This window comes from Rhizobium croatiense (assembly GCF_019793465.1).
Lineage (GTDB): Bacteria > Pseudomonadota > Alphaproteobacteria > Rhizobiales > Rhizobiaceae > Rhizobium > Rhizobium croatiense.
This window is the reverse complement of record NZ_JAILYJ010000002.1, coordinates 517013-533797: the sequence shown is the minus strand read 5'-3', so window position 1 is coordinate 533797 and position 16785 is coordinate 517013. Positions and strand designations below refer to the sequence as shown.

At 63.2% G+C, this 16785-nt stretch carries 16 protein-coding genes; 7 read left to right on the top strand and 9 right to left on the bottom strand.

Going from position 1 to position 16785, the window contains the following annotated elements; translation table 11 throughout:
- Positions 1-253 precede the first annotated feature (253 nt).
- Positions 254-772 (bottom strand): MarR family winged helix-turn-helix transcriptional regulator, encoded by a 519-nt coding sequence (locus K6M89_RS05335; RefSeq protein ID WP_097582861.1) that lies wholly within the window; start codon positions 770-772, stop codon positions 254-256.
- A gap of 86 nt (positions 773-858) precedes the next feature.
- On the opposite strand from K6M89_RS05335, the gene K6M89_RS05330 reads away from it, so the two are divergent.
- The 3 genes from K6M89_RS05330 to K6M89_RS05320 all read left to right on the top strand — a co-directional run bounded on the left by K6M89_RS05330 (position 859) and on the right by K6M89_RS05320 (position 2975).
- Complete coding sequence (locus K6M89_RS05330) at positions 859-1587, top strand: DUF899 domain-containing protein (protein ID WP_222138664.1); 729 nt, start codon at positions 859-861, stop codon at positions 1585-1587.
- Positions 1588-1677: 90 nt separating this feature from the next.
- Positions 1678-2145 carry a DUF1579 domain-containing protein gene (locus K6M89_RS05325; protein WP_097582799.1) on the top strand — a complete coding sequence of 156 codons (468 nt, stop codon included), beginning with the start codon at positions 1678-1680 and terminating at the stop codon, positions 2143-2145.
- A 50-nt stretch (positions 2146-2195) separates the two neighbouring features.
- Positions 2196-2975 (top strand): VOC family protein, encoded by a 780-nt coding sequence (locus K6M89_RS05320; protein ID WP_097667433.1) that lies wholly within the window; start codon positions 2196-2198, stop codon positions 2973-2975.
- Positions 2976-3200: 225 nt separating this feature from the next.
- Here the strand turns inward: K6M89_RS05320 and K6M89_RS05315 are convergent, their stop codons facing one another.
- The 4 genes from K6M89_RS05315 to K6M89_RS05295 all read right to left on the bottom strand — a co-directional run bounded on the left by K6M89_RS05315 (position 3201) and on the right by K6M89_RS05295 (position 9298).
- Positions 3201-4718 (bottom strand): ABC-F family ATP-binding cassette domain-containing protein, encoded by a 1518-nt coding sequence (locus tag K6M89_RS05315; protein WP_222138663.1) that lies wholly within the window; start codon positions 4716-4718, stop codon positions 3201-3203.
- A 670-nt stretch (positions 4719-5388) separates the two neighbouring features.
- Positions 5389-6984: an ABC-F family ATP-binding cassette domain-containing protein gene (locus tag K6M89_RS05310; RefSeq protein WP_222138662.1), complete on the bottom strand. Its 1596-nt coding sequence runs from the start codon at positions 6982-6984 to the stop codon at positions 5389-5391.
- 218 nt (positions 6985-7202) lie between these two features.
- Positions 7203-7532: a type II toxin-antitoxin system RelB family anti-toxin gene (locus K6M89_RS05305; protein ID WP_222138661.1), complete on the bottom strand. Its 330-nt coding sequence runs from the start codon at positions 7530-7532 to the stop codon at positions 7203-7205.
- A gap of 206 nt (positions 7533-7738) precedes the next feature.
- Positions 7739-9298 (bottom strand): helicase HerA-like C-terminal domain-containing protein, encoded by a 1560-nt coding sequence (locus tag K6M89_RS05295; RefSeq protein WP_097582827.1) that lies wholly within the window; start codon positions 9296-9298, stop codon positions 7739-7741.
- A 212-nt stretch (positions 9299-9510) separates the two neighbouring features.
- Between K6M89_RS05295 and K6M89_RS05290 the strand changes: the two genes are divergently transcribed.
- The 3 genes from K6M89_RS05290 (at position 9511) to K6M89_RS05280 (ending at position 10990) form a co-directional block, all read left to right on the top strand.
- Positions 9511-9903 (top strand): hypothetical protein, encoded by a 393-nt coding sequence (locus K6M89_RS05290; protein ID WP_004679798.1) that lies wholly within the window; start codon positions 9511-9513, stop codon positions 9901-9903.
- Positions 9904-10016: 113 nt separating this feature from the next.
- Positions 10017-10472, top strand: a complete 456-nt coding sequence (locus tag K6M89_RS05285) for an NUDIX hydrolase (protein ID WP_222138660.1) — start codon at positions 10017-10019, stop codon at positions 10470-10472.
- Positions 10473-10672: 200 nt separating this feature from the next.
- Positions 10673-10990 carry a hypothetical protein gene (locus K6M89_RS05280; protein WP_222138659.1) on the top strand — a complete coding sequence of 106 codons (318 nt, stop codon included), beginning with the start codon at positions 10673-10675 and terminating at the stop codon, positions 10988-10990.
- A 12-nt stretch (positions 10991-11002) separates the two neighbouring features.
- Here K6M89_RS05280 and zwf read toward each other — a convergent pair whose 3' ends face one another.
- From zwf to K6M89_RS05260, 4 genes are all read right to left on the bottom strand, one after another.
- Positions 11003-12520: a glucose-6-phosphate dehydrogenase gene (gene zwf / locus K6M89_RS05275; protein WP_222138658.1), complete on the bottom strand. Its 1518-nt coding sequence runs from the start codon at positions 12518-12520 to the stop codon at positions 11003-11005.
- Between the two features lie 344 nt (positions 12521-12864).
- Complete coding sequence (gene tam / locus K6M89_RS05270) at positions 12865-13635, bottom strand: trans-aconitate 2-methyltransferase (RefSeq protein WP_222138657.1); 771 nt, start codon at positions 13633-13635, stop codon at positions 12865-12867.
- A gap of 98 nt (positions 13636-13733) precedes the next feature.
- The gene (locus K6M89_RS05265; protein WP_222138656.1) at positions 13734-15008 is read right to left on the bottom strand and encodes a hemolysin family protein; all 1275 of its coding nucleotides are present in this window, start codon (positions 15006-15008) and stop codon (positions 13734-13736) included.
- A gap of 165 nt (positions 15009-15173) precedes the next feature.
- On the bottom strand, positions 15174-15641 hold the full coding sequence (locus tag K6M89_RS05260; protein ID WP_222138655.1) for a cupin domain-containing protein: 468 nt from the start codon (positions 15639-15641) through the stop codon (positions 15174-15176).
- A gap of 312 nt (positions 15642-15953) precedes the next feature.
- Here K6M89_RS05260 and K6M89_RS05255 point away from each other — a divergent pair, with 312 nt between their 5' ends.
- Entirely contained in the window at positions 15954-16772 is an 819-nt protein-coding gene (locus tag K6M89_RS05255) for a sugar phosphate isomerase/epimerase family protein (protein ID WP_222138654.1), read from the top strand.
- The last annotated feature ends 13 nt before the right edge of the window (positions 16773-16785 follow it).

Sequence of the window (16785 nt, the reverse complement as noted above, 5' to 3'; positions counted from 1 at the left end):
CTCAGCAAAACTGCGGCGACGGTCTGCGGCTTCGGTCGGGGCCGTCGCTTTCTTGCTGCTGACATGAAAGCAGGGCTCGCAGCATGGGTCCTCGGGTCAAGCCCGAGGACGACGGAGCAAGGGGAGGCCTCTCGCCTCCAGCCGATCCTGCTCCTCAATCTCCGTCGTGCTCGGGTTGACCCGAGCACCCACACTCCGGTCGCATCGCTGGAAACGAAGCGATTTCTCGACTCCAAGGCATGCTCAGTGAGCTCTACTCGGCCATCACGCGCGCTGTGACTCGGCCGGCACGGCGAGCGGCCGGCTTCGGCGTCTCGTCCGTCATCCCCGACACCGTCTGCAGATCCTGCCGCAGCCGCGCGGAACTTCCATCCGGGAGCTTTTGGTCGAGCGCCGCATGCGTCTCTTTCCAGATCGGCAGCGCCCTTGCCAGCGCCGCCTTGCCCTCGCCGGTGAGCACGAGCAGCCGGCCGCGCCTGTCCTTCGGATTTTCCATCACGCTCACCCAGCCCTTGCGCTGTAAGGGCTTCAGCGCCGCCGTCAGCGTCGTCTGGTCCATGGCGAGCAGGGCTGCGACCGGCCCCATCGGCGGCGGCTCCGGTCGGTTCAGCGACATCATCAGCGAAAACTGCCCGTTGGTCAGCCCCGCCGGCCGCAATGCGTCGTCGAACAGCCGGGCGAGCGCCCGCGCCGCTCGTTGCGCATGCAGGCAGAGGCAGGTGTCGCGCACCAGCAGCGTTGTAGAAAAAGGAATTTCAACCGAATTTGACATGGCCATTTTATATTGATATCAATCTTTCTAGTCAAGGAGAAGGAGATGGGCCGGCTCGCCGGCGACGCCGGAGGAGGGCGCATTCCATGCAGAACGAACTTGTTTCTCGCGAGCAATGGCTGGAGGCCCGCCGCGCCCTGCTCTTGAAGGAAAAGGAGGCGACGAAGCTGCGCGACAGCGTCAACGCCGCCCGTATGGCGCTGCCCTGGGTGAGGGTCGACAAGGATTATGTCTTCGATACGCCCGAGGGAAAGAAGTCGCTCGCCGATCTCTTCGACGGCCGCAGCCAGCTGCTGATCTATCATTTCATGCTCGGCCCGGATTGGGAGGCCGGCTGCCCCGGCTGCTCGTTCCTCGCCGATCACGTGGACGGCGCCCTGCCGCATCTGAACCATCACGACGTCACCTGGGTCGCCGTTTCGCGGGCGCCGCTTGAGAAGATCGCCGCCTATAAGAGGCGAATGGGCTGGAAATTTCCCTGGGTCTCGTCCTTCGGCAGCGATTTCAATTTCGATTATCACGTCTCTTTCACCCCCGAGGACCTTGCCAAAGACAAGGTCTTCTACAATTTCACTGCTATTGAGCCGGCAGAGGCCCACGACGAACTGCCGGGCCTCAGCGCCTTCTACCGCAACGACAAGGGCGAGGTCTTTCATACCTATTCGAGTTATGCCCGCGGGCCGGAGGAACTGATCAGCACTTTGATGATCCTCGACCGCGCGCCGAAGGGCCGCAACGAGCAGGGCACGATGGATTTCGTGCGCCGCCATGACGAATATGAGGACGCTCAAACGGCGCCATCCTGCTGTCACTGAGCAGGCACATGATGCCGAAATCCGTGGGGCGGTTTCCGGACGACGCATGCTCTAAGAACAGGCGTCGCCATCACCTGAAGGGAGAAGAGGATGATGAAGACGGCTGAAGTGCTGAAGGAACATTCCTTCCTGGAACGACTGGTCGGCGACTGGAGCGTCACCGCACCCGAGATGGGCGGCAGCGACGACTGGACGGAGACCGTCCGCTCGCTGCACGGAATCTGGTTCGTCGCCGAAGGGCACGGCCGCATGCCCGACGGTAAACAGGCCACCACGATCCTGACGCTCGGCTACAACGCCGAAAAGGGCAAGTATGTCGGCAGCTGGATCGGCTCGATGATGGACTTCATGTGGGTCTATGAAGGCGAGGTCGATGCCTCCGGCAACGTGCTCGACCTCTATACGACGGGACCCGACCTCAATGGCGAGGGCCTGGCCGATTACCGCGAGCAGATCACCTTCATCAACCCCGATCACCGCACCTTCACCTCCAGCGCCAGACAGGCCGACGGCTCCTGGAAGCAGTTCATGGAAGCGCATTACACCCGCAAGATCTGACAATCACGGCGCCGCAAGCATCGCAGAGGCGTCAGAAAAGGGAGAGTTCTATGTCGAAGACGCATGGAAAGTTTATCTGGTGCGAGCTGATGACCCCCGACACCGCAGCCGCCGCGAAATTCTACAGCTCCGTCGTCGGCTGGACCACCTCGGAAATGAAGGTCGAGGGCATGCCGACCTATACGGTCTTCGAGGCGAACGGCATCGGCGTCGGCGGCCTGATGGAATTTCCGGCCGAACTCGAAGGCCAGGGCATTCCGCCGAACTGGACGGGCTATGTCGGCGTCGATGACGTCGACCAGTCGGCAAAGGATTTCGCCGCCAATGGCGGTGCTGTCCGCCGTCCGCCGGAAGACATCCCGACCATCGGCCGTTTCGCCGTCGTTGCCGATCCGCATGGCGCGGTGCTCTGCATCATGACGCCGGCGCCGATGGAACAGAGCTGGCCTGAACTGGCCTTCGACGCGCCAGGCAACATCGGCTGGCGCGAGCTTTATTCCGGCAACGGCAAGGACGCACTTGCCTTCTATACCAAGCTGTTCGGCTGGACCAAGGACAGCGAGATGGATATGGGCGCGATGGGCGTCTACTACATCTTCGCCCATGACGGCCGGCAGACCGGCGGCATGATGACCAAGCCCGACAACATGCCGATGCCCTTCTGGTGCTATTATTTCATCGTGCCCACCCTCGATGCCGCGATCGAACGCGTCACCTCGGGCGGCGGCAAGGTCGTCAACGGCCCGATGGAAGTCCCCGGCGGCAGCTGGATCATCCAGGCCACCGACCCGCAGGGCGCCTTCTTCTGCCTCGTCGCGCCGAAGCGGTAATTGATCTACTTTTGATCGAAAGCGGCCCCCTCATCCGCCTGCTGGCACCTTCTCCCCGAGGGGAGAAGGGATATGCCGCGACGTCTCGATTCCCCTTCTCCCCACGGGGGTCCGAAGGACGGGTCGAGACGCGTGGCTCGACCCCGGCAAAGGTGCCCGTAGGGGGGATGAGGGGGCCACACGGCACGCCGCCAACAACAATCACGCTCCGGATCCCACCATCCATCACCCCGCCACCGAAGCAAAGAACCCTTCCGGGCTCTCCACTTCCACCAGCCGCTTCTTCTCGATCAGCCAGAAGCGGTTGCCCACCGCCCGCACGAAACTGCGGTCGTGCGAGACCAGCAGGCAGCTCGCCTCCCGCGCCATCAGCTCGCTTTCGAGCGCTTCCTGTCCCTCGATGTCGAGGTGGTTGGTCGGCTCGTCGAGCAGATAGAAATTCGGTTCCGTCAACCGCAGCACCAGCATGCCGAGCCGCGCCTTCTGGCCGCCGGAGAGCTGGCCGATCGGTTTTGCCTGCATGTCGATCGTCATGCCGGCGCCGGCCAGCAGGGCGCGCGCCCTCTGGTCGCCGACATCGAAACGGCGGATGATCGTGCCGATCGGCGTGTCGCCGTCGGCAAGATCGGCGAGCGCCTGGTCGCCATAGCCGAGAACCAGCGACGGCGTCGCCTTGATGCCGCCTGGCGTCTCCGGCCTTTCGATCGCTTGCTTCAGCATCGAGACCAGCCGCGACTTGCCGACGCCGTTAAGGCCGAGGAGCACGATGCGGTCACCCTGGCAGATGAATTGCCGGCCGGTCCTGAACAGCAGCGTTCCATCCGGCGTCGCCACCGCCGCATCCTCCAGCGTCACCAGCACCTTGGCATGCGTGCCGCGGTTGGCAAGCCGGATGGCGCCGGCCGAGCGCTCCAGATGCGCCGGTTTTGCCGTATCCTCCAGCTTCTCCGCCCGCTGTTTCAGCTGCTTCGTCTTGACGACGAGCAGGTCGCTGCCGGAATTGATGCCGATATTGTTGAGCTTGGCCGCCTGTTTGCGCAGCTGTTCCGCTGTCTTCATATCGCGCTCGTAGCGCCGCGCTTCGGCAGCGTCGGCCTCGTCGAGGGCGGCGCGCGCCCTGGAATAGGGGAGGGCAAAGACCGGCGATTGTTCCGGCCGCAGGAACAGCGTCCGGTTGGTCGTCGCATCGAGAAAGGCGCGGTCATGGCTGGAGAGGATCACCGGCACGTCGCGCGGAAGCGCATTCAGCCAGGCCTCCAGCTGCGCGATCTTTTCGAGATCGAGATGGTTGGTCGGCTCGTCGAGCAGAAGTACGTCGGGTTCGCTCACCCAGGCGCGGGCCAGCATGGCAAGCCGCTGCCAACCGCCGCTCAACTGCTGCAGCGGCCGCCGCCGCATGGCCTCCGGCACCTCGAGCGATTCCAGCACCACATCAACGCGCCAGCTCTCGCTTTCGGCCTGATCGGCCGGCAGAGCCTGCAGCACCGCATCGTAAAACGCCGTGTCGAAAAGAGCGGCCGGCACATTCTGGGCGACATGGCCGACGGTCAGCCCGCGCGCCTTGGTGATTTCGCCCTCGCTCGGCTCGAGCGCGCCGGTGATGCAGGCGAGCAGCGTCGATTTTCCCCGCCCGTTGGCGGCGACGAGGCCGATGCGGTCGCCGGCATTGACGACGAGGTTAAGCTTGGAAAACAACGGGTTGCCCAACGTCACGCCGAGATTGCGGATGGTGATGAGTGTCATGATCGTTCTCTGGTCTTGACCGGGAGCGGGGCATCCGGGGCATCAGCCATCACGGAATTGCGCCTTTCAGGCCCGGGACGTTACAGAAATGCACGCGCAGCTTGGAGACGGCGCCGCATTGGCCACGAAGGGCAGACCAGGAAGAGATGTCGAGAAACGGTCTCTGGTCAGCCCTGCAAACGCATTTGCAGGGCGTCGACGGGACCACGCTGGCGATGATGCCGGAAGTAAGTTTGCATAGCGTGATCCTCCTTTCTCGAATGGGTTGCAGGATTTGAAATACCATCGCCCGCAGGAAGAGGCAAGAGAACCCCGGTTCCCGGGATTTCCGGTGGCCAGGGTGCTCGATGCCCAAGAGAGACTCATCCTGAGGTGCCTCAGGTGGCCCCGAAGGGCGAGGCGGGTGCGTTGACGCCGATGGATGCAAGGAGCAGCGCAGGAGCGTGTCCTTCGAGGCTTCGGCCTTCGGCCTGCGCGCCTCAGGATGAGGGAGGTTGGTGGGTGCCGCGCCCTCTCTCCGACCTCATCTTGAGGTGCCCGGCAGGGGCCTCGAAGGACGAGGTCGACCACCGGCAGTTGATAGCTGCAAGGAGCATCGTTGGAGCGTGTCCTTCGAGGCTCCGGCCTCTGGCCTACGCACCTCAGGATGAGGGAGCTTGGAGGGTGCCGCCTAACCCACTGCATCACCCCCAACCAATTCCAGCCGCCGCTCTATCCCGATGCTCTCAAGAATTCTTTCGTCATGGCTGACGACGATGAGCGCCCCGTCATAGGCGCTGAGCCCGGCCTCGACCGCTGATATCGAGTCGATGTCGAGGTGGTTGGTCGGCTCGTCGAGGATCAGGAGCGGCGGCGGCGCGGCGCCGAGCGTGCAGGCAAGGCCGGCGCGCAGCAATTGCCCGCCGCTGAGCGTCGAGACCGTCTGCAGCGCCGCATCGGCCCGGAACATGAAGCGGGCAAGGGCGGCGCGGCAGGTGTTTTCATCGGAAAGCGGATTGATCCGGCGAAAATTATCGCGGATCGATGCCGACGGATCGAGAAGGCTGACCTTCTGATCGAGCATTGCAAAGCCGGTCATCACGGCGACCGTGCCGGCCCAGGGCTTCAACGCGCCGGTTACAAGCGCCAACAGCGTCGTCTTGCCCGAACCGTTGCGGCCGGCGAGGGCGATCCGTTCCGGCCCCGTCACATCGAAGGAGAGATCGCGGATGACGGGATCTCCCGGCCGATAGCCCGCCGTCACGGCCTCCATCTTCAGCACGACCTTGCTGGCGGGCAGCCCGGTTGGCGGCAGGTTGACCGACAGGGGCTGGAGGATCTCGATCTTCTCGCGCGCCGCTTTTGCCTCGTCCAGCGCCTCAGTGCGCCGGCGTTCGGCGAGCCGGGCATTGTCGCCGCCGGTCGTCTCGCTCCGCTCCTTCATGCCGCCGAGCAGGATGCGGGGAACGCCGCCCTTGGCCGCCTTCTTCCGCCCGGCGCTGTCCCGGTGCGCTTGGCGTTCCACCGTCGCCTGCGTCTTCCTTGCGACCTCGGCCATGCGCTTTTCGGCATCGGCGAGGTCATGTTCGGCTGCCGCAAGCTCCAGCGCCTTGCGCTCGCGATAATGGCTCCAGTTGCCGCCATAGCGGGTGGCGCCGAGCGAGGTCAGTTCGACGATCTGATCGACGCTTTCGAGCAGTTCCCGGTCATGGCTGACGATGATCGCGCCGGCCCGCCAGCCTGACATCAGCGCGATCACCGCCGCGCGGCCGTCGCGATCGAGATTGTTGGTGGGTTCGTCGAGCAGCAGGAAATCCGGCTCGGTGAATACAAGCGCGGCAAGCCCGGCCCGCGTGCGCTGCCCGCCGGAGAGTGCGGCAAGCGGCGTCTGCGGTTCCGCGTCGAGCCCGGTGCGGCCGAGTGCTGCGGCGATGCGCGCCGGGAGCATCCAGTCCGCCGACGCAAGCTCGTCGGCGGTTGCCTGGCCGGCTTCGGCACGGTGGAGAACAGCGAGCGCCTCGGTGATACCGAAGAGATCGGCGATGGTTTCCTCCGGCGCGACCTGCACGCTCTGGCGCAGAGTGCCGAGGCTGCCGCTGACCGATATCGTCCCGGACTGCGGCCGGAGCTCACCGGAGACGAGCTTCAGCAGCGTCGTCTTGCCGACGCCGTTGCGTCCGACAAGGCCGGTGCGGTCTCTGCCGAAACTGAGATCGAGATTTGAAAAAAGCGGCCGTCCGTCAGGCGCGGACCACGAGATCTGGGAAAGGGTGATGGATGCAGGCATGGATCTGAATATCCCCGTTGGCAAGGCGAATTGGCGTTGCGATCGGGTTGAAATCCATTGCGGCACACATCCTGTTGAAATGATCGATGGCAGGGAATTTAGGGAATGAAGGCGTCAGGTTCAAGGTAAGGCGCCGATCCGGCGGGAGGCTGCGATCCCGCTTTCCTCCCTCGGTCCGCCGTTAGCCTACCTCGCTGTGGCATTCGGGTGCTCTGCAGCTACACGGTCGGCTTCACGTAAATCTCAGGGTCAAAATCAACGCGCCTGGCTTTCCCGTCAGGCGTTTTCAAGACAAGCTCGACGCCGCCACCAAGAGAATGCATGTAACGCACGATTGACGATAGCAGGACATCGTCGGCGCTTTCGATTTTCGAAACAGTATTTTGCGTCATGGCGGCGCGCGCGGCAACCTCTTGCTGCGTGGTATCCATCGCTTTGCGTACTTCCGCCAAGGCCTTGCCCAGACGGCGCTGTTGCCGCTTCATGTCGAGCCGGGCGCGAACATCTTCAGGAAGTTCGGCGCGTAGCGTCTTCCAATCAGCGCTCATTTTTCTTCTCCTTCAGCCAGGCATCGAAGCGAGCGTCGGCCTTGTTGATCAGCTGTTTGTAAAAGAGCGCTTTATTCATGCCTTGCTTGTCACCTCCACAAAGAATGATGGCGCTTTGCGCGGGGTCGAAGGCGAATGCAAAACGCCTCTGCCGGTGCTAGTAATGCACATTTGGCTCGCTCTTATCCCAGCGAGGGAGAACGAAGCTACCGCTTCAAGCTCCCCAGGATCCCGCGCACCAGGGCCCGGCCGACCTGGGTCGCCACCGTGCGGGCCACGCTTTTCATCGCCGCTTCCACCACGGTTTCGCGCTGGTAGCCGGACGACCTGCCGCGCGACTGGCCGCGGCGCTGCTGACTGTCGTCATTGCCGCCGAAGCCCGGCAGCGTCCAGCCGGAGGTGCTGCCGGGCTGTTCGGCGGCTTCCTCCTGCGCCCGCTTGGCAGCGTCGGCTTCCGCCGCCTTCCTGGCGCGCGCCGCCAGCATCTCGAAGGCGGATTCGCGGTCGAGATCCTCGTCATAGACGCCGAGCACCGGGCTTCTGTCCATCACCTGCTGGCGCTCGGCATCCGTCACCGGGCCGACGCGGCCGGAGGGCGGGCGGATCAGCGTGCGCTCGACGATCGAGGGCGCGCCCTTGATCTCCAGCGTCGAGACCAGCGCCTCGCCGGTGCCGAGATTGGTGATGACGGTGGCGCAGTCGAAGGCCGGGTTGGGGCGGAAGGTCTCGGCCGCCGTCTTCACCGCCTTCTGCTCGCGCGGCGAATAGGCACGCAACGCGTGCTGCGCCCGGTTGCCGAGCTGGGCGAGCACCGTTTCCGGCACGTCGAGCGGGTTCTGCGTCACGAAATAGACGCCGACACCCTTGGAGCGGATCAGCCGCACCACCTGCTCGACGCGTTCGACCAGCACCTTCGGCGCGTCGTTGAACAGCAGATGCGCTTCGTCGAAGAAGAAGACGAGTTTCGGCTTTTCCGGGTCGCCGATCTCGGGCAGTTCCTCGAACAGCTCCGACAGCAGCCAGAGCAGGAAGGTGGCGTAAAGGCGCGGGTTCATCATCAGTTTGTCGGCGGCCAGCACCGAGATCTGGCCATAGCCGTTATTGCTGGTGCGCATGATGTCGGAGATCTTCAGCGCCGGCTCGCCGAAGAAATGCTCCGCACCCTGCTGTTCGAGAACGAGCAGCGCCCGCTGGATCGAGCCGACCGAGGCCCTGGAGATCAGGCCGTACTGGTTGGAAAGTTCGCTGGCATTCTCGCCCATATAGTTGAGCAGCGAGGTGAAATCCTTAAGGTCGAGCAGCGGTAGCCCGGCCTCGTCGGCGATCTTGAAGGCGATGTTGATGACGCCTTCCTGCGGTTCGGAGGCATCCATCAGCCGGGCGAGCAGCAGCGGCCCCATCTCGGCGACGGTGGTGCGCACCCGGTGGCCCTTCTGACCGAACAGATCCCAGAAGATCACCGGAAACAGGTCGAATTCATAATCGGCAAAGCCGATCTGCTCGGCCCTTTTGGTGAGGAAATCCTTGGGCTCGCCCCTGGCGGCGATGCCGGAAAGATCGCCCTTGATGTCGGCCGCAAACACCGGCACGCCGGCCCGCGAAAAACCTTCGGCCAGCACTTGCAGCGTCACCGTCTTGCCGGTGCCGGTGGCGCCGGTGACCAAGCCGTGGCGGTTGCCGAATTTCAGGTCGAGATATTCCGGCTTGTTGATGCTGTCGTCGGGATTGCGGCTCGCGCCGATGAAAATCTTGCCGTCCTCGATCATCCGCAACTCTCCCTTCGGCGCCGCCGCCATTTGTTGAGAAGGCTTGGGCTTGCGCCGCCTTCATCGAACCATCGTTTCCCTGTTATAAGCAGGCGGAAGGATGCGGACAACTGTTTGCATGGAAAGCAAAACCGCCGTTTGAAAGCGCAGCTTGAGTTGCGATCGAACTTCGAATAACGTTGACGTTAACGTCAATATAACAGGAGGCTGACATGAATGAAATTGTAACCCAGATCGCCGATCGCGTGGGTATTGCGCCGGATCTGGCCGAAAAGGCGCTCGGCATGATGCTCGGCTTCCTGCAGCGCGAGGCGGCCGACGGCCCTGTCGCGCGGATGATCGAAGCGATCCCCGGCGGCGCCGATCTCGTCGCCCAGTTCAACGGCGCCGGCGCCGGCGGCGGCGGCCTGCTTGGCGGGCTGATGAGCTCGCTCGGCGGCGGCGGCATCATGGGCCTCGGCCAGCAGCTGATGGGCGAGGGCCTCGGCATGGGCGAAATCACTTCGCTCGCCAAGGAAACCATCGCCATCGCCAAGCAATATGCCGGCGAAGAGGTCGTCGACGAGGTCGTCGCCTCCGTCCCCGGCCTCAGCCAGTTCGTCTGAACGACGGCGGCCAGAAGCCTCCGCGGCCTTGCCGCGTGTTGGCTTCTGGTCACCCTTGCCATGCAGCCTCTTTCGGCTAGTTAAGGATTTCCGTCGAAAAGAAGGAGAGCCGCATGACTGTCTGGCGTCCGCCGCAGCAGATCAGGGTGAAGGTGATCGGCCTTGCCTGGAGGCAAGATCGGCTGCTCGCCGCGGAAGTGGAGGATGACGGCGGCCGCATCAAGGGCATTCGCCCGCTTGGCGGCTCGATCGAATTCGGCGAGACGCGCGAACAGGCCCTGCAACGCGAATTCCGGGAGGAACTCGAAACGGCGATCCGCATCGCCGGCCCCTGGCATCTGCTCGAAAACATCTTCGAGCATCATGGCGCGACCGGTCACGAATATATCTTCGCCGCCGATATCGAACTCGCCGATGCATCGCTCTATGCGCGTGACGAAATCCGCTATGCCGAGCTCGACGAGACGGCGGCGACGGCGCGCTGGTTCGGCCGCGACATGGTGCGCGATGCCGACATCGATCTCTATCCGACAGGGCTGGAGAAAGTGCTGTCACGCTGGCGCGATTGAGCCTTAATGCATGTCGCCCGGAAGTGTGCAGCGGTTCTGGGACAACGACATGCATCAAAACAAAGAGCTTTAGAAAGCGTTTCCACACGCAGCCGGTAGTCTGTTCGCCAAACTTTGATCGCCGGCGCCCGTTCCATAGGGAACAAGCAAAGCCGGATCGCTGTTTCTGTCGCATCGCCGACACCAGAAGGAACAGCATCATGCGCAGGTTTATTGCAGCAACGTCGATCGCTCTCCTCAGCCTTTCCGCGCCGGTCCTCGCCCAGTCGAACATGGGCATGGATGCCAGCGGCCGGATCGACGGCACGCCGCCGCTCGGCACGTCGCCGGGCGCCGAGACACAAAGGGGGCTGGTCATCCCGCTCGATTCGATCGAAACCGGCAGCATCGACAACGGCGCCCCGAGCGGCCGCGTCGACTGGGCGCGCTGCCCGCCGCCGAAGGCCCGCGGCGCGCTGGCCACCGAAGGCGGCAATAGCGGCGCCTCCGTCAGCCCCGCCTGCCGTGAAGATCGATAAAGGAGAAGGGCGCTATTTGCCGTTCTTCGCCTGGCTGTGCAGGATGACGCCGAGTTCATGCCATTTGCGTCCGTCGCGCTCGATGAGGCGGTCGGCGCAGGCCGGCCCCATGCTGCCCGGGGCGTAAGTTTCGGGCACGCCCTCATCCTTTGCCCAGATGTCGAGGAAGGGCTGCACCGCCGCCCAGCCGGCCTCGATGCCGTCGGCGCGCTGGAAGAGCGTCTGGTCGCCGATGAAGAGATCGTAGAGCAGCGATTCATAGCCTGTGGTCTTGCCGATATCGAACTTGTCGGCATAGCGGAAGTCGAGGGAAACAGGCGTGGTATCGACCGAAAGCCCCGGTGACTTGATCGAGATCTCCATGCTCATGCCCTCATCCGGCTGAACCTGGATCACCAGCCGGTTCGGCGGCAGGCGGCGATTGACCTCGGTCTCGCGGAACTGCGCGAAGGGCACCGGCTGGAAGGTGATGACGATCTCGGTGTCGCGCGCCGTCAGCGCCTTGCCGGTTCTCAAGTAGAAGGGTACGCCGGCCCAGCGCCAGGTATCGGCATAGAGCTTCAGCGCCACATAGGTCTCGGTCCGGCTGTCCGGCGAGACGTCCTTGGTGTCGCGATAGGCCGGAAGCTCGACGCCGTTCAGCGGACCGGCCGTATAGGCGCCGCGCACGCCGTGCGTCTTTGCCTCCTCGGGCGTATAGATGCGCAGCGCCTTCAGCACCTTGCTTTTCTCGTTGCGGATCGCTTCGGCGTCGAAGCTGTTCGGCGGCTCCATGGCGATCATCGCCAGCAGCTGGAAGAGATGGTTCGGCACCATGTCGCGCATCGCGCCTGTGGCATCGTAGAATTTGCCACGGCTGCCGACATCGACGATCTCGGCGGCGGTGATCTGCACATGATCGATATAGCGGCTGTTCCACAGCGACTCGATGATCATATTGGCAAAACGCGCCGTCATCAGGTTCTGCACGGTCTCCTTGCCGAGGAAATGGTCGAGCCGGTAGACTTGATTTTCCTCGATCTGGGCGAGGATCTGGGCATTGAGCGCCCGTGCCGAGGCAAGGTCGGTGCCGAACGGCTTCTCGATCGCGACACGGCGGAAAGTGCCGTCCTTTTCGTCGGTCAGGCCATGGGCGGCGAGTTTTTCGACGATTGAGCCGAAGAAGGATGGTGGCACGGCAAGATAGAAGGCGGCATTGGCATGCGGCCCCAGACGCTTGCCGATCTCGACGAAAATATCGTCCTTGGTGAAATCACCCGATGTGTAGCTTATGCGCCGGCGCAGGCTCTCCCAGGCTTCGTCCTTGACCGTCTGCTCCTCGCCGTTGAGGTGGTTGAGGAATGCGTCGAGCCGGCCGCGCAGGAATTCATCGTTGCCCGGCTCGATGCCGATGCCGAGAATATTGAGATCCTCGCCGACGAGGCGCTGGCGCGTCAGGTTGATGATCGCCGGCACGAGCAGCCGGCGCGTCAGATCGCCGGTGGCGCCGAAGATGACGAGGGTGACCGGCGGGGTAGGGGCAGCGTCCATAAGTGTCATCTCCCTGAGATTGTCCGGCCGACTATAATGCCCGCCGGTTTCGCCGCAACATATGAGGGTGAGGGATAACAGGCATTTGACAGCATATCGGGGCGGCCTGGGTGTCAGGGGTCCCATCCGACCGCCCAAGACCCCTCCCCACCCCCCACAAGGGAGGGGCTAAGGTGCCGCACCGCTTCAGATAACCTCCATCGTAACAGTCCCTGGAGCCGTCACAGCCAGCAGGACTTCTCGTTTTGGTCGCCGCCGGGACCGCAGCTTAGTCCCTCCCCCTTGTGGGGAGGGGTTGGGGAGGGGTCTTGGATCCGAACCGGACAGCAGTGATCAGCGGCGGACTACCTCTTCACCGCCACCATAAAAATCCTGGGAAACCGCAGCAGCACCCGGCCATCCGACATCCGGGGAAAGGCCTTTTCAATCCGCTGAAGATAATCCGCCAGAAACGCCTCGCGATAGTCCTCACCGGCCTGCGCGAGATAGGGCATCAGCCCGGTGCCTTTGACCCATTCGACGATCGCCGCCGCATCCGCCATCGGGTGGTTGTAGATGGTGTGCCAGATATCGACGCGCGCGGACTTGGCGATCAGCCTGGAATAATAGGCGGAGGGCGGAGCCAATGGCTGGCGGCGCACGCCCTTTTCCTCGAAGGCGGCCTTCCACGGGCCGGCATGGGCGCTCTCCTCCATTGCCAGATGCGAGGGTTCGCCGAGATTGTCGGGCATCTGCACGGCCAGCACGCCGCCCGGGGAAAGCCCGTCCATCAGCCGGTCGAAAATGTCGAGATGATCGGGCAACCATTGGAAGACGGCATTGGCGAAGAGCAGATCGACGGGCTCGGTCGGCTGCCAGCTGCCGAGATCGGCCTCGACGAAGGCAGTGCCGGGAAGCCGCTTGTGGGCCGCCTCTAGCATATTGACGTCGCTGTCGAGGCCGGAGACGCCTTCGGCGCCATACCGCTCGATGATGAGTTCGGTCGAATTGCCCGGCCCGCAGCCGAGGTCGACGGCGCTACCGATGCTCTGCAGCGGCACCTGCGCCAGAAGGTCACGTGCCGGTCGTGTGCGCTCGTCCTCGAATTTCACATATTGGCTGGCGGACCATGCCATGGCGGTACCTCCTGATGTCGGGCCACATTTCCCTGTGGCCGATGCCGATCTTGTCGATGTTGCTCCGTCGGGCTCGACGATCTCAACGGCGCCGGCTTTCACTCCGCAGATACAAGTATCTTGTCCACGCGCCTGCCATCGAGATCGATGACCTCGAAGCGCCATCCGTCTCGCGTGAAGCTCTCACCCAGTTCCGGCAGATGTTTCAGCTCTTCCAGCACCAGGCCGGCCACAGTCTGATATTCGAGATCGTCATCGAGCTTGAGATTCAGGAATTCGGCGAATTCGTCGATCGGCGTCCAGCCGGACACCAGGTAGGAGCCGTCGTCGCGGCGGGCGATTGCCTGCTCGTCGACCGGTCCCTCCTGCAGAGCGCCCATGATCGCTTCCAGAATGTCGCCTGACGAAACAATGCCCTCGAAATGGCCGTACTCGTCAAAAACCAGCACCATGTGCACCGGCGATTTCCGGATCGCTTCGATCACATGAATGGCGGTTGAAAGGTCTGAAACCACAGGAACGTCTTGCGTCAGGGCCTTGATATCGACGCTGCCGTGTTCGGACATCGAATCGTAGAAATCCTTGACCGGAAGAATGCCGATCACCTCGTCCGAACTGCCCTTGCGAACGGGCAGCCGGGACCGTTTCGTCCGGTGCAGCTGCGCGCGAATTTCGTCAAGGCTGTCGTCGATATCAATGATTTCGACGTCGCGCCGCGGCGTCATCAGCGCCCGGGCGGTACGGTCCGCCAGCCGCATGACGCCCGATATCATCGCCGACTCTTCGCTTTCGATCACGCCGGCCGACTGCGCCTCGGCGAGAACGGTTTTAATCTCTGCATCAGAGACATTATCGCCGCCTTTTCCTGATTGGCCCAAGAGTTTAAGCACAAGATTCCCGGAGGCGTTCAGAAGCCACACGAGGGGCAGGGCGATTTTTGAAAGCACCGCCATGGCGGGTGCGACCTTCGCCGCGACTGCTTCGGGTTCCCGCAACGCGATCTGCTTCGGCACAAGTTCGCCGACGATGAGAGAAAGATAGGTGATGGCGACGACGACCGAACCGACGCCGACAGCGTCGGCAGCCGCCGACGACATGCCCTGTGCTTCCAGCCATCCGGACAGACGGCCGCCGAGCGTGGCCCCTGAGAAGGCGCCTGAGAGAACGCCGACCAGGGTGATGCCGATCTGAACCGTGGAGAGAAAGCGGCCGGGGTGTTCGGCAAGTTTGATGGCCTGGGCCGCACCCTTGCTGCCATTGTCGGAGAGAACCTTCAGGCGGGCTGTTCGAGAAGACACGACAGCCAGCTCAGACATGGCGAGCACACCATTGAGAATGGTGAGAAACGCCACAATTCCAATTTCCAGAAACACAGGGACCCTATTCGTTATTGATCAGGCGACGCGGCGAGGCATTCGACGAGAGGCTATATATACGCATCGCCGATCGTCTTCCATCATCGTGTTAAGATCGATGTCGGTTCCCTCAGTCTTTGGAAATGCCTGAGACGGCGAGCGCGATCCGGGCGGAAGGTCTCATCACGCCGCCAGGATCGTAATCCCATAGGCATTGGCGGTCGCCGTCATGCGGGCGATGGTTTCCGCCGAAGGGCTGGACTGCGGTGGCTCGCTCGTGCCTTCCGCTTCGATGAACTCAGCCATGTCGCGACCGACGATAGCGGAAAAGACCGCTGGAACGCTTCCGCGGTTGGCATAGCCGTGCACCATGAAGGGCGCGACGGTGACGATGTCGCCGGCACCGGCCTCGATCTCTTCGGGACCGTTGTCGGTCAGCCGCCAGATCGCCAGGCGTCCCTCGAGGATGCGGAACACCTCAGGGCTTGCATGCGCATGCTTCGGCGTCCGGCTGCCGGGCGGCACGGTGACGTCGAAGATGTTGAGCCAGGTTCCGCGGATGCGGACCTGTCGTTCGATCCGGTCGCCGAGGACGAAAAAGCGTCTTGCCTCTTTGCCGGCAGGCATTGTCACAAATGAGTTGGACATCATGTCTCTTTCTTCTTCTTGGTTTTTGTTTGCGGGGCAGCCGTTAAAGCTTGCCGCCGCCTTTGACAACAGCCCTGTCGTCGTGGCTTGCGACGATCTCCGTCGGCAAGCCGGTGACGGCGATATCGGTGCGGCCTGCCATTTTCGCAAGGCCCGCCGGCTGCGACAAATATGCGGAGGCAGCAGTTCCGGCCGCCCGCGCCTGTAATACCGGCGACACAGAAGAGGCGCATAGAACGCGGCGGCTGTTCCGGCCGTCCTCTGAGGCCGTCTCTCTCCACGCCGTCCCGGCACCCACCTTGATGGAGCCCATCCATGTCTTCTCTTCCCGTCGTCGGCGCCGCCATGACGCTCGATGAGCTCGAACTTCACCGCGGCTGGCTGTTCGAAAAGTCGCGCGATCTCGAATTGCAGAGTTTCGTCGATGCCGAAATTTTGAACGGCGACTGGACGCCGCTTGCCGCGCGCGCCAGGAGGCTTCTCGACGGGCATACCGGCCGCCTCGGCATTCATGGGCCGTTCTGGGGCCTCACCATCGCCTCGGAGGATCCCGATATTCGCGCCGTCGTTGTCAGGCGCCTGCTGCAGGGTCTCGAGGTCTGCGCCGCCATCGGCGCCACGCAGATGGTCATCCACAGCCCTTACACCTCCTGGTCCTACAACAATCTCGACAACAATGCCGGCGCCCGCGAGGCGTTGGTCGAGCGCGTGCATCTGACGCTGCGCGATGCCGTCCGGCGCGCCGAGGAGATCGGCTGCACCATGGTCATCGAGAATATCGAGGACAAGGATCCGCATATCCGCGTGGCGCTCGCCGAAAGCTTCAATTCGCCCGCCGTCGCCGTCTCGATCGATACCGGCCACGCCCATTATGCCCATGGTTACACCGGCGCGCCGCCGGTGGATTATTACGTCAAGGCCGCCAGCAACCGGCTGCAGCATGTCCATCTGCAGGATGCCGACGGCTATGCCGACCGCCACTGGAGCCTCGGCGAAGGCTCGATCCATTGGCGCGCCGTCTTCGCAGCCCTTGCCGAAATCAACAGCAATCCGCGCCTGATCATCGAGATCAAGGACAAGTCGAAAATCCCGGCGTCCGCCGCCTATCTCGCATCGATTGGGGTGGCGGAATAACGTCTGTTGCAAA